Below are 13069 nucleotides of genomic sequence, written 5' to 3'. Positions count from 1 at the left end.
GCGGTCACAGCGACGGAGCCTCCTCGATCAACGGGTGTCCCCAGCGTTCCACGAACGCGGCCTCGACGGCTGCTCCCACCTTGTACAGGCGGTCGTCCTTGAGGGCCGGCGCGATGATCTGGAGGCCGACGGGCAGATTGTCCTCGGGTGCGAGGCCGCAGGGCAGCGACATCGCGGCGTTGCCCGCGAGGTTGGTCGGGATGGTGCACAGGTCCGCGAGGTACATCGCCATCGGGTCGTCGGCGCGCTCGCCGATCGGGAAGGCGGTGGTCGGCGTCGTCGGCGAGACGATCACGTCGACCTGCTCGAACGCCTTCTCGAAGTCCCGCGTGATGAGCGTACGGACCTTCTGGGCACTGCCGTAGTACGCGTCGTAGTAGCCGGAGCTGAGCGCGTACGTGCCGAGCATGATGCGGCGCTTGACCTCGTCGCCGAAGCCCGCCTCGCGGGTGAGGGCGGTGACCTCCTCGGCGGAGTGCGTGCCGTCGTCACCGATGCGCAGGCCGTAGCGCAGACCGTCGAACCGGGCGAGGTTGCTCGAACACTCCGACGGGGCGATCAGGTAGTACGCCGACAGGGCCAGGTCGAAGGACGGGCAGTCCAGCTCGACGATCTCGGCGCCCAGTTCCTTCAGGAGCGCGACCGACTCGTCGAAGCGCTGCACGACACCGGCCTGGTAGCCCTCGCCGCGGAACTGCTTGACGACGCCGACGCGCATACCGTCCACGCTGCCGTTGCGGGCGGCCTCCACGACGGCCGGGACCGGCTCGTCGACGGAGGTCGAGTCGAGCGGGTCGTGTCCGGCGATGACCTCGTGCAGCAGGGCCGCGTCCAGGACCGTACGGGCGCAGGGACCGCCCTGGTCCAGGGAGGACGAGAACGCCACCATGCCGTACCGCGACACCCCGCCGTACGTCGGCTTCACGCCGACCGTGCCGGTGACGGAGGCGGGCTGGCGGATGGAGCCGCCGGTGTCCGTGCCGATCGCGAGGGGCGCCTGGTAGGAGGCGAGGGCCGCGGACGAACCGCCGCCGGAGCCGCCGGGGACGCGGGAGAGGTCCCAGGGATTGCCGGTCGGCCCGTACGCGCTGTTCTCGGTGGAGGACCCCATGGCGAACTCGTCCATGTTGGTCTTGCCGAGAATGACGACGTCGGCCGCCTTGAGCCGCGCGGTGACCGTGGCGTCGTAGGGCGGGATCCAGCCCTCCAGCATCTTCGAGCCGACGGTGGTCGGGACGCCCTTGGTGGTGAAGATGTCCTTGAGCGCCAGGGGCACGCCGGCCAGCGGGCCGAGCTTCTCGCCCCGCGCCCGCTTCTCGTCGACCGCGCGGGCCTGGGCGAGCGCCCCTTCCCGGTCGACGTGCAGGAAGGCGTGCACCTTCTCGTCGACGGCGCCGATGCGCGCGAGGTGCGCCTCGGTGACCTCGACGGCGGTCAGCTCGCCGGCGGCGATCGCGGCGGCGATCTCGGCGGCGGTGAGCTTGATGATGTCGACGTTGCTGCTCGTCGTGTTCGTGCTGTCCGTCATGGTGATTAGTCCTCCCCCAGGATCTGCGGCACCTTGAAACGCCGCTGCTCCTGGGCCGGGGCGCCGGAGAGCGCCTGCTCGGGGGTGAGCGACGGACGGACCTCGTCCGCGCGCATGACGTTCGTCAGCGGCAGCGGGTGGGAGGTCGGCGGTACGTCTTGGTCGGCGACCTCGCTGACGCGGGCGACCGCGCCGATGATGTCGTCGAGCTGACCGGCGAAGTGGTCGAGCTCTTCGGCCTTCAGCTCCAGACGCGCCAGTCGGGCGAGGTAGGCGACCTCCTCGCGCGTGATGCCAGGCATGCGGCGATCCTCAGGGGTGAGTGCGTGTGGTGTGTCCCAATCCTATGGGGCGCGACCAGATGCCCGTACATCGGTTTCCCCGGGGCGCCGGGCGAAGGCGAACGGGCAGTCGCCGACGGCGCGAAACCCCCCGCGGAAAACGTCCACCCGCCGAGGTGCATGTCACGGACGGGCGGGTGGGAAGGGCTTTTTATTCGTCCGCCGCTGCCGCAGGCAATGCCGCGGCGGGCCGCTGCCAGCCCCGCGACCCCCGCGCCAGCAACCACGCCGTGGCCTCGTCCGACGGCATCGCCGCGGCGACCAGCCACCCCTGCACCGCGTCGCACCCGAGGTCGCGCAACCGCTCCCACGTCTCGTCGTCCTCGACTCCCTCCGCGACGACGAGCAGCCCGAGCGAGTGCGCGAGATCCACCGTGCACCGCACGATCTCGGCGTCCTCCGTGTCCACCGCGAGCCGCGCCACGAACGAGCGGTCGATCTTCAGTTCGCTCACCGGCAGCCGCCGCAGGTGCACCAGCGACGAGTACCCGGTCCCGAAGTCGTCGAGGGACATCTTCACGCCGTGCGCGGTCAGCGCCGCCAGGGTGTCCGCGGCCCGCTGCGGATCCTCCAGCAGCACGTGTTCCGTGATCTCCAGCTGCAGCGCCCCCGCGGGGACCCCGTGCCGGGCGAGCCGCGCGGCCACCGATCCCGCGAAACCGGGGGTGTGCACGTCCCGGGGCGACACGTTGACGGCGACCGGCACCCGAAGCCCCTGCGCACGCCAGCGCGCCACCTGGGCGAGCGCCGCCTCCAGTACGTACTCGGTGAGATGCGGCATCAGACCGGACGACTCGGCGATGGCTATGAACTCGTCCGGCGGCACCTTCCCGCGCTCGGGATGCACCCACCGGACGAGCGCCTCGAGGCCGGCGACCTGGCCGTCGAAGCGCACCTTCGGCTGGTAGTGCAGTTCGACGTCCCCCGCGTCGAGCGCCCGGCGCAGATCGCCCAGGAGGCCGAGCCGGTCGGGGGTGTTGGAGTCCCGCTTGGACTCGTAGACCTCCACCCCCGTACGGTCCCGCTTCGCCTGGTACATCGCGACGTCGGCCCGCCGCAGCAGCCCCTCCGCGTCCAGCGCGTGGTCGGGGAAGACGGCGAGGCCTGCGCTGGCCTCCAGCACGAGCGTCAGCCCGTCGAGGTCGAGCGGCGATCCGAGCGCGGTCACGAGGCCGCGGGCGACCCGGGTCGCGGTGGTCGTCGAGTCGGCGACGGGCAGCAGTACGGCGAACTCGTCCCCGCCCAGCCGCGCGGCCTCCGCTCCGCGCGGCAGGGCGATCCGCAGCCGGTCCGCTATCTGCAACAGCAGCCGGTCCCCGGCGAGATGTCCGAGGGTGTCATTCACCGACCGGAAGCGGTCCAGGTCGATCAGCATCAACGCGGAACGCGCACCGATCCGCTCGGCGTCGTCCAGCGCCCGCCAGGTCCGTTCGAGCAGCCACTGCCGGTTGGGCAGTCCCGTGAGGGGATCACGCAGTTGCTCCTCGGCCCGGGCCCGCGCTATCCAGAGCGTGGAGTCGAGAGCGATGAGGGGAACGGCGAAGAGCGGCAGGAGCACGGGCAGGGCGATGGCGACGACACAGATCAGCGGGGCGATACCGAGCAGCGCGACCGCCACCAGCCCCTGTCTGACCAGGGCCGTGCGGGCGACGGTGGGCAGTCCGGGCGTGCGCGGCGCGTGGAGGTACCAGAGCAGCGCGCGGCTCACGACGAGATACGCCCCGGCCGCCAACACCACCTGTGGCACGGTGAAAACAGTCCAGTTCTCCGGTTTCCAGGGCGTCTCGACGGACGGCACCCGGCCGAACGCGGCCAGCATCAGCGCCCCGGCGCCGAGGCCGAGGATGTCCACCGCGCCGTGCAGGATGCCCTGGCGCCAGCGGTGCCGGCGGGCGACGCCGACGAGGACGACGACGGTGAGGCTGACCATGCCGGCCGGCACCCAGCCGTACAGCAGCAGGACGGCGAGGGTGAGGGCCGCTCCGGAGCCCGTGCCGCCCCACCAGCGGGAGCGGCCCAGCGCGACCAGGTGACCGACGATGACGCCGACCAGGGCGGCCAGCGCCCAGCCGGCCGAGCCGGACGGGAAGAGTGCGTGCTGGCCGGTGAAGGCGCGGTAGAACCCCGCGCCCAGCACGGCCGCGGCGGCCACCAGGACCGCCGTGGGCAGCGCGGGCCAGGTCAGCCGCCGGTCACCCTCCTGGCCCGGCGACTGGGAGGGGGAGCCGGGGTCGGCGGGGAACCGGCCCGAGCCGTGCCCGTCCGTGCCGGTGCGCCGGGCCCCGGCGAACCGCGCCGACGACGGCCCCGGCACGCGGGACCGCCGCGCGGGACCGGTGACGCCGAGGCCCGCCCCGAACTCCCGGCTTCGCTCCAGCAAGGGGTGCCCCCATCGCCGCACGCCGGTCATCCAGCGTGGGCGCAGCCGTGAGTCCGGGGCGGCGCTCTCGGTCGGTTCCATTCCCGTCCCTCTCACGGCCGGCGGTGCCCACGCCGCGCGGCCCGATGCACGATCAGTCCCTCTGCGGCTCCGCGTCTGGAAAAGCCTTCCCCCGACTCCTGGAGAGCAAGGGGGTGCCCCAACCGCAGCTGGGCACGGCAGGCGCAGACCTCAACAGTAGGCCGCAGAAGGCTCCTAAGGGCAGCGGTCGTCCACGGTTGCCCGAATGCGACACGGCCGCCCCTATGCATCTGGTATGCGCCGAACGGGTGGTCTTCAACCGTTACCCCTCGATCGGAAGTGCCGCTTCAGCGGCTGCCTCCGGTCCTTGTTCGAGCAGAACGGCGAAACCGTCCTCGTTCAGAACCGGCACTTTGAGCTGCATGGCCTTGTCGTACTTCGATCCAGGATTGTCACCTACGACAACAAATGACGTCTTCTTCGAAACAGAACCGGTCACCTTCGCTCCCCTGCTCTGCAGTGCCTCTTTCGCTCCGTCGCGTGTGTGACGTTCCAGCGTGCCGGTGACCACGACGGTCAGTCCGGCGAGCGGGCGGGGTCCCTCGTCCTCCCCGGAGCCCTCCTCCTCCATGCGGACGCCGGCGGCCTTCCACTTGCGGAGGATCTCCTGGTGCCAGTCGACCGCGAACCACTGCTTGAGCGAGGCGGCGATGATGGGCCCGACGCCCTCCACGGCCGCGAGTTCCTCCTCCGTGGCCTGCTCGACGCGGTCGATCGAGCGGAACTCGCGGGCCAGGGCCTCGGCCGCGACCGGCCCCACGTGCCGGATGGACAGGCCCGTGATGATCCGGGCCAGCGGGCGCTCCTTCGCCGCCGCGATGTTCTCCAGCATCGCGAGAGCGTTCTTCCTGGGCGCGCCCTCCTGGTTGGCGAAGACCGTGGCGATCTTCTCCTCACCCGTCTTCGGGTCCCGCTTGGGCAGTCCGCTGTCCTGGTCGAGGACGTACGCCCTGATGGGCAGCAGCTGCTCGATGGTGAGGTCGAAGAGGTCCCCCTCGTCCCCCAGGGGCGGCTCCGAGGGCTCCAGCGGCTTGGTGAGCGCGGCGGCGGCCACGTAACCGAAGTTCTCGATGTCCAGGGACTTGCGGCCGCCGAGGTAGAAGAGGCGCTCGCGCAGCTGAGCCGGGCAGGTGCGGCCGTTCGGGCAGCGCAGGTCGATGTCCCCCTCCTTGGCGGGGGCCAGCGGTGTGCCGCACTCGGGGCACTCGGCGGGCATCACGAACTCCCGCTCGCTGCCGTCGCGCAGGTCGACGACCGGTCCGAGGATCTCGGGGATGACGTCACCGGCCTTGCGCAGCACCACCGTGTCCCCGATGAGGACGCCCTTGGCCTTGACCACGTCCTGGTTGTGCAGGGTCGCGAACTCGACCTCGGAGCCGGCCACCGTGACGGGCTCCACCTGCGCGTACGGAGTGACGCGGCCGGTGCGGCCCACGCCCACCCGGATGTTGACCAGCTTGGTGTTGACCTCCTCCGGCGCGTACTTCCACGCGATCGCCCAGCGCGGGGCGCGGGAGGTCGAGCCGAGGCGGCCCTGGAGGGGGATCTCGTCCAGCTTGACGACGACGCCGTCGATCTCGTGCTCCACGGAGTGGCGGTTCTCTCCGTAGAAGGCGATGAACTCCCGCACGCCGTCGAGGTCGTCGACGACCTTGCCGTAGCGGGTCGTCGGCAGGCCCCATTCGCGCAGCAGCTCGTAGGCGTGCGAGAGGCAGTCGATGTCGAAGCCCTCGCGCGCGCCGATGCCGTGCACCACCATGTGCAGCGGGCGGGTGGCCGTGACGCGGGGGTCCTTCTGGCGCAGTGAACCCGCCGCCGCGTTGCGCGGGTTGGCGAAGGGTTTGTCGCCGGCCTCCACCAGGCGGGCGTTGAGCTCCTCGAACTTCTCCATCGGGAAGTAGACCTCGCCGCGGATCTCCACGAGGTCGGGGATGCGCTCGCCGGTCAGCCGGTCGGGGATCTCCGCGATCGTACGGACGTTGGGCGTGATGTCCTCGCCCGTGCGGCCGTCGCCGCGGGTCGCCGCGCGCGTGAGGCGCCCGTGCTCATACGTGAGGTTGACCGCGAGGCCGTCGACCTTCAGCTCGCACAGGAAGTGGTACGCGCTCGTGCCGACGTCCTTGGCGACGCGGTCGGACCAGGCGGCCAGCTCCTCGTCGTCGAAGGCGTTGTCCAGGGAGAGCATGCGCTCGGCGTGCTGGACGGCTGAGAACGTCGTGAAGTCCGCCGCGTCCGCCCCCGAGACCTTCTGGGTCGGGGAGTCCGGGGTGCGCAGCTCGGGATACTCGTCCTCCAGGGCCTCCAGGGTGCGCAGGAGGGTGTCGAATTCCGCGTCGCTGATGATCGGCGCGTCATTCTTGTAGTACCGGAAGCGGTGCTCCTCGATCTGCTCGGCGAGCTGCGCGTGCTTCTCCCGTGCCTCGCTGGGCGCGGGCCCCGCGGCCGAGGCCTCGACCTTGGCCCCGGCTCCTGCCTCGGCTTCGGCACCGGCCTTGGCTTCGGCACCGGCCTCGGCTTCGGCACCGGTTTCCGCCCCGGCCTCGGTTTCCGCCCCGGCCTCGGTCGAGGCGGTCTGTGCGTCCTTGTCGCCGGCCACCGTGTCGTCCTCCCGTTACTCTGATTACTCCGGGTTGTCAGCGAGCGATCTCGCCGCCCGTACGCAGTGGGCGAGCGCCCTGCGCGCGTACTCGGGAGAGGCGCCCGCGAGTCCGCACGACGGGGTGAGCGTGACCGCGTCCGTGAGAAGCCCCGGACTCAGCCCCAGCCTGCGCCACAGCGTCCTGACACCCATGACGCTACCGGCAGGGTCTGACAACGGACCGTCCGTACCCGGCACGACACCGGCGAAGAGCCGGGTCCCCGCCTCCACCGCCTCCCCGATGACGTCGTCGTCACGCTCGGTGAGGAGCGAGAAGTCGAAGGAGACCCCGGTCGCCCCGGCCCTGCGCAGCAGCGCGAACGGCACGTCGGGGGCGCACGAGTGCACGACGGAGGGCCCGCCCTCCTGCATCCCGATCACGTCCCGGAGAGTCGCCTCGACGAGCTGCCGGTCCACGGCCCGGTGGGTGCGGTAGCCGCTCGCGGACCTCACCTGTCCCCGGAGTACGGCGATGAGCGAGGGCTCGTCGAGCTGCAGGACGATCTCGGCGCCGGGGACACGGCGGCGTACGTCGGCGAGGTGCTCGCGCAGCCCCTCGGCGAGTGATCCGGCGAGGTCCCGGCAGGCTCCGGCGTCGGAGAGCGCCGCCTCGCCGTTGTGCAGCTCCAGGGCCGCCGCGAGCGTCCAGGGGCCGACGGCCTGCACCTTCAGCGGCCCTTCGTAGCCCTGGGTGAACTCCTCCAGGGCGTCGAGGTCCTCGCCGAGCCAGGACCTGGCCCGCTTGGTGTCGCGGCCCGGCCGGTCCCCGAGCCGCCAGCCGCTGGGCTCCACGCGCGCGTACAGCTCGGAGAGCATTCCGGCGGTCCGGCCGATCATGTCGGCGCCGGGGCCGCGGGCGGGCAGTTCCGCCAGGTACGGCATGCCTGTCTCGGGGCCCTCGAAGGTCCCGGCCACGCTCTTGGCACTCTCCCGGGCGTCCCCGCCCGGCATCGACCCGATGCCGGTGGCGGGGCCGGGCCTGAACTCGCTTTTTTCGCTCACCCGGAAAGCGTACGGAACCGGCGGGGGGCCGGGGCCCACGGGAGGGCGGGCGCGGGTCCCGGCGGCGGCCGGGTCTTGGGCCGGGTCCGGTCGGCGGCCGGGTCCCGGTCCGGTCAGCGGCGGGTCCGGGTCCGGTCCGCGGCGGTTCTGAGTGGGTCAGCGGCCGGGGCGTACCGTCAGGTCGTTGACCTCGGCGTCCCTCGGCAGGTCGAGCGCCATGACGATGGTCGTGGCGACGGACTCGGGGTCGATCCACTTCGAGGGGTCATACTCCTTGCCCTCCTGCTGATGCACCTTGGCCTGCATGGCGCTCGCGGTGCGCCCCGGATAGACGGTGGTGACGCGGACGCCGTTGCCGTGCTCCTCGTGCCGCAGGGAGTCGGCGAGGGCCTTCAGACCGTGCTTGGAGGCGGCGTACGCGGACCAGTCGGCGTACGCGTTCAGCCCGGAACCGGAGTTCACGAAGACGACGTGGCCCTGTGTGAGCCGCAGTTGGGGCAGGAAGTGGCGGGTCAGCTCGGCGGGCGAGATCAGATTGACGTCGAGCTGGTGGCGCCAGGTCTTCGGGGTGAGGTCGCCGACCCTGCCGAGGTCGATGACGCCCGCGATGTGCAGGAGCGAGTCCACCCGGTCGGGGAGCGTCTGGTGGGAGAACGCCCAGGACAGCCGGTCCGGGTCCGCGAGGTCGCCGACGAGGGTCCGGGCGCCGGGGAACTCGGCGGCCAGCTCCTTCGCGCGGCCCGCGTCGCGCGCGTGCAGCACGAGTTCGTCCCCCCGCGCGTGGAGGCGGCGGGCGACGGCCGCGCCGATGCCGGAGCCGGCTCCGGTGATCACATGAGTAGCCATGCCCGCCATGCTCGCAGCATCCGCGGGTGCGCCCCGACGGCAGGTCCCGGGCGGTACCCGCCGTCGGGGTGGCGCCCCGGTCAGCGGACGGTGAAGCCGGCCGCCTCGGTGTCCAGCGTCGTGTTGCCGTTCCGGTCGGTGGCCAGGACGGCGACGTGCCAGGCGCCGCGCGGGGACGACTCGGCGTCGGCGGCGGTGACCGGGACGGTGTAGGTGCAGCGCGCGGTGTCCTCACCGGCCGGCTCGCAGACGGCGGACTCCGCCACGGCCATGTCCTTCTTCGTCAGCCCCTTCTCGGCGAAGGACGAGTCCTCGGGCCACGCCAGCACCTTCACGCTCTTGACCCCGGAGGACGCCGTGACGTCGGTGCCGAAGGTCAGCGAGCCGTCGCGGTCGCCCTCGGGAGCGGCGTAGCGGGCGGCGCTGTCCGCCAGGGCCGGGGGCTGCTCGCCGGCGTGGGCCAGGGCGAAGCCACCGGCGCCGCCGAGCAGGACGACACCGGCGGCGACGGACAGGGCAAGACGACGGGACATGGAGTTCTCCACAACTGACTCGGCTGGGACGGCCGGCGCCCCTGGAGTGCGCCGCTGCACCGATACTCGCCGCGCGCCACCCGTCCGGTCATGAGCGCGCGTACTCAGACGAGCCTGGGTACGTTACCCACGGCCCCGTACTCGGGCCGCTCCCAGCGTGCTCCCCCGCTCACTGCTGGCCGCGGCTCTCTTCCAGATAGGCGAGCGCGCCGACGGCTTCCTCGGCGAAGAACACCAGGTCGGTGAGCGGCACGGGCAGGAACCCCTCGGCCTCCATGCGCAGGAACTGCTCCTTCAACCCGTCGTAGAACCCGGCGGTGTTGAGCAGGACGACCGGCTTGTCGGTGTGCCCGTGCTTCTTCAGCTCCAGGATCTCGGTGGCCTCGTCGAGGGTGCCCGTACCGCCGACCATGATGACGACGGCGTCGGCGTGCTCCAGGAGCAACGCCTTCCGCTCCGCGAGATCCCGCGCGACGATCATCTCGTCGGCACCGGGGCGCGCCTTCGCCGACAGGAACTCCACGGAGACCCCCACGAGGCGCCCGCCCGCCTCCTGCACCCCGTCGGCGACGACCTTCATGAGGCCGACGTCCGAACCACCCCACACAAGCGTGTGCCCGCCCTTGCCGAGCAGCTCGGCGAACTCGCGGGCGGGCCGGGTGTAGCGCTCGTCGAGCTCGGCGGCGGAGAGGAAGACGCAGATGTTCATGCGCACAATTTACGGGTCGCCTTCGGCACCCGGGGAGGGAAGAACGCGACGGCGCCGGACGCTGCACTCATCAAGAACGTGACCGGACGCGGCCGTACGGGCCATACGTCAGCCACCTCCGCGCGACCTCTACCGAGGAGTCGAACCGTGACCAAGGGCCATCGCATCACCGTCGAACAGGGCACCGAGCACGTCCGGGCGGTCCACAACGGCAAGGTGCTCGCCGACAGCACCCGCCCCCTGGTGCTGCGCGAGACGGGCCTCCCGCCGCGCTACTACCTCCCGCCGGAGGACGTCCACGTGGACCTGCTGACCCCGTCGGACACGTCCACCCACTGCCCCTTCAAGGGAGACGCGTCCTACTGGTCGCTCCCGGACGCCCCGGACCTGGTGTGGGCATACCCGGACCCGAAGCCGGAGGTCGCCGAGATCAAGGACCACTTCTGCTTCTACGAGGTGGAGACGGTCGAGGCGGGCTGACGCCACCCCGGCTACGCCCTCCGAGCCCTCGGCAGCATGACGGAGGCCCCCGCCGCAAGTGTTCGCGGCGGGGGCCTCCGTCACGTTCCGGAGCGCTACACGGGCTGCTTCTCCGCGACGACGTCGAGCTGCTCGATCGTGGGCTCCTGGAAGAGCACGCCCGTGTTCGCGCCGAGTGCTTGGGCGACCTGACCCGACAGGTGCGTCTGGCGCCCGTCGTCGTCGGGAAAGGCGTCGAAGATCCCGAACGACGAGGGTCCGAACTGGACTCCGAACCACCTGACGGTCTTGGGCTCCCCTTCGACGATCGCGAGCCCCTGGTTCAGGAAGTCGCGGACGTCGTCCTCCTTGCCGGGCAGTGCTTCGAGGCGTACCAGAACCGCTTTGCTGACCTGTGTTGCCATCTCGGGTCTCTCTCCTTTGCTCGGTCCGCGCTGTCGCGATGATCAGAACGCCGCTACGGCCGCGACGGTGGGGCTGGTGCGCGAACGGCCTGCGGTGCGTGCGACTGGCCGGCTCCCTACCGGTGCCTTGCCCTCCGTCGGGTGCTCCTCTCCGGGGACGAGGCCGGGTGGCCGCCAGCGAGCCGTTCGATCCGCCTCTCCCGCCGCACACTCCTGGTGTCGCCTCACTCGTAACCCAGACTGCGGGCGACCGGCGTCCGATTCGTGGCCCGGGCGGGGACTTCCCCGGGTAATCCGCTCCAACGGCCGAGGCGGCCCTGGCCGGGCCTGATCAAGAACAGGCCCGCGCGGGTTTGCCGGGCGGGCTCCGACGTCCGTAACAGAGCCTCGTACTCCGGTAGGCCGGCGGGCTGTCCGGGTCAGGCGACGAGTGCGGGTGCGAGGGTGCCGTTCGGCGGTGGAACGGGCAGGTTCAGCTCGAACCAGAGTGTCTTGCCGCCCGGCCCCATCGGCTCACCGCCTATGGCGCAACCGCCCCACCGGTCGGCGACCATGCCCAGGATCAGCAGGCCTCGGCCGCCGACCGCATGGGCCCCGGGTGACGCGGGCAGCGCGCCCAGTGGTCCGGGCAGCGTCGGCAGGTCCGGGCTCATGTCCCAGACACTGACCCGCAGTACGGGGTGCAGCCACTGGAGCCGTACGGAGGCGGGGCCCTTCGTGTGCCGTACGGAGTTGGTCGCCAGCTCCGACGTCAACAGCTCGGCCCGGTCGTTGAGTTCGTGAAGACCGTGAGCGTCCAGAACGGCGCGCAGCGTCAGACGGGCGATGCCAGGGCCCCGCGGGTCGCAGGGGAAGCGCAGTTCGTAGTGCCAGGGCGCGGTGAAGGAAAGGGGCGGAGGGTCCGGGAGACCGGTCAGGGGGTCGAGGGCGGGGAGGAGGTAGTCGGGGGCAGGAGGGCCGGTCGGGTGGTGACTCCGGTCGTGCTCTGTGCTCACGGGGCATCTCCGAGGGCGCGCGGTCGTGACTACAAGTGGGCGTGCGCCACGAGCTGTTCGGCCGCTCCCACGACGACTACACCTTCGGGCAGACGGGAGGGGCGGTACGTTTCCGACTCCAGCAGGAATCGAAGTGGCGCGAGTCACACCGTAGAGCACAAAGACTCACTAGTGAGTGCAATCTCCACGTTCTAGTGAACTATTGCCATACTCACTAAAATCACCACATCAGGGCGGGCACACTGTTTGCGCGCATGAGAGAGGAACCATGGCCCCAAGAACCCCACTCACGCACCGCAAACGGCGCCTGGCCTCGGAGATGCGCCGGTTGCGCGAGCAGGCGGGCATCTCCATTCAGGAAGCGGCCTCACTGCTCGGGTCGGACCGGACGATGATCTCCAACGTCGAAGCGGCACGCACCGGCCTCAGCGAGGAGCGAGTACGCCAGATTGCGTGCCTCTACAGGTGCCCGGACCCTGCGCTCGTCGACGCCCTGGCAGCGGTGGCGGGACCGCGCCGAGCCACCTACTGGTGGGACGAGTACCGGGGGAAGCTCCCCGACGGCCACCTGGAGGTCTCGGAGGTCGAGCACTTCGCCACCCGCATTCGCACAGCGCAGACGGTTCACCTTCCGGGCCTCTTCCAGACGGAGGACCACGCACGGGCCATCTTTGAGTTCTCGGTTCCCAAACTGCGGCGATTGGAAGTCGAGCTACGGGTCGAACACCGACTCAGGCGACAGGGCATCCTCAACGGCCAGAACCCGACGCCGTACGTCGGAATCATCCATGAGGCCGCTCTGCGGCTGGAGTTCGGCGGACGCGACGTCGCGCGGGCCCAGCTCGAACACCTTGCGGACGCGGCCGATCGCGATCATGTGACGCTGCTCGTGATCCCTTTCAGCGCCGGAGCCTTTCATGGAGCGGGGCAATCAGTCCTCTACGCCGAGGGCCCGGTACAGCAGTTGGACACCGTGCAACTGGACACCACGCTCGGCGCCCAGTTCGTGGATGCCCCTGCCCTTCTGGCGAACTATCGTGCTCTTCTGGACCTGATGGAACAGTCGGCGCTGCCCGCCGACGAGTCACAGAAGTTCATCCGGACCATCGCGCACGCACTCTGAGGGGAACCC

The 13069-nt window shown here is 71.0% G+C and carries 12 protein-coding genes; 2 read left to right on the top strand and 10 right to left on the bottom strand.

Annotated features, from left to right (window positions below):
* Positions 1–4 precede the first annotated feature (4 nt).
* From gatA to K3769_RS17680, 8 genes are all read right to left on the bottom strand, one after another.
* Positions 5–1528 carry an Asp-tRNA(Asn)/Glu-tRNA(Gln) amidotransferase subunit GatA gene (gene gatA, locus K3769_RS17715; protein ID WP_267027387.1) on the bottom strand — a complete coding sequence of 508 codons (1524 nt, stop codon included), beginning with the start codon at positions 1526–1528 and terminating at the stop codon, positions 5–7.
* A 5-nt stretch (positions 1529–1533) separates the two neighbouring features.
* Entirely contained in the window at positions 1534–1830 is a 297-nt protein-coding gene (gene gatC / locus K3769_RS17710; protein ID WP_267027386.1) for an Asp-tRNA(Asn)/Glu-tRNA(Gln) amidotransferase subunit GatC, read from the bottom strand.
* Between the two features lie 190 nt (positions 1831–2020).
* Positions 2021–4330: a putative bifunctional diguanylate cyclase/phosphodiesterase gene (locus K3769_RS17705; RefSeq protein WP_267027385.1), complete on the bottom strand. Its 2310-nt coding sequence runs from the start codon at positions 4328–4330 to the stop codon at positions 2021–2023.
* Positions 4331–4592: 262 nt separating this feature from the next.
* The gene (gene ligA / locus K3769_RS17700) at positions 4593–6926 is read right to left on the bottom strand and encodes an NAD-dependent DNA ligase LigA (RefSeq protein ID WP_267027384.1); all 2334 of its coding nucleotides are present in this window, start codon (positions 6924–6926) and stop codon (positions 4593–4595) included.
* A 24-nt stretch (positions 6927–6950) separates the two neighbouring features.
* The gene (locus tag K3769_RS17695; protein WP_267031425.1) at positions 6951–7919 is read right to left on the bottom strand and encodes a methionine synthase; all 969 of its coding nucleotides are present in this window, start codon (positions 7917–7919) and stop codon (positions 6951–6953) included.
* A 207-nt stretch (positions 7920–8126) separates the two neighbouring features.
* Positions 8127–8825 carry an SDR family oxidoreductase gene (locus K3769_RS17690; RefSeq protein ID WP_267027383.1) on the bottom strand — a complete coding sequence of 233 codons (699 nt, stop codon included), beginning with the start codon at positions 8823–8825 and terminating at the stop codon, positions 8127–8129.
* Between the two features lie 71 nt (positions 8826–8896).
* On the bottom strand, positions 8897–9349 hold the full coding sequence (locus K3769_RS17685; RefSeq protein WP_267027382.1) for a DUF5707 domain-containing protein: 453 nt from the start codon (positions 9347–9349) through the stop codon (positions 8897–8899).
* 169 nt (positions 9350–9518) lie between these two features.
* Positions 9519–10058, bottom strand: a complete 540-nt coding sequence (locus K3769_RS17680) for an LOG family protein (protein ID WP_267027381.1) — start codon at positions 10056–10058, stop codon at positions 9519–9521.
* A gap of 147 nt (positions 10059–10205) precedes the next feature.
* Here K3769_RS17680 and K3769_RS17675 point away from each other — a divergent pair, with 147 nt between their 5' ends.
* On the top strand, positions 10206–10538 hold the full coding sequence (locus K3769_RS17675) for a DUF427 domain-containing protein (RefSeq protein WP_267027380.1): 333 nt from the start codon (positions 10206–10208) through the stop codon (positions 10536–10538).
* A gap of 95 nt (positions 10539–10633) precedes the next feature.
* Here K3769_RS17675 and K3769_RS17670 read toward each other — a convergent pair whose 3' ends face one another.
* Entirely contained in the window at positions 10634–10942 is a 309-nt protein-coding gene (locus K3769_RS17670; RefSeq protein ID WP_267027379.1) for a putative quinol monooxygenase, read from the bottom strand.
* Positions 10943–11361: 419 nt separating this feature from the next.
* Complete coding sequence (locus K3769_RS17665; protein ID WP_372514965.1) at positions 11362–11937, bottom strand: ATP-binding protein; 576 nt, start codon at positions 11935–11937, stop codon at positions 11362–11364.
* Between the two features lie 268 nt (positions 11938–12205).
* On the opposite strand from K3769_RS17665, the gene K3769_RS17660 reads away from it, so the two are divergent.
* Complete coding sequence (locus tag K3769_RS17660) at positions 12206–13060, top strand: helix-turn-helix domain-containing protein (RefSeq protein WP_267027378.1); 855 nt, start codon at positions 12206–12208, stop codon at positions 13058–13060.
* Positions 13061–13069: the final 9 nt, after the last annotated feature.

The organism is Streptomyces ortus (assembly GCF_026341275.1).
GTDB lineage: Bacteria > Actinomycetota > Actinomycetes > Streptomycetales > Streptomycetaceae > Streptomyces > Streptomyces ortus.
The sequence above is the reverse complement of the archived record's forward strand: the minus strand, read 5'-3'. Positions and strand labels throughout refer to the sequence as shown.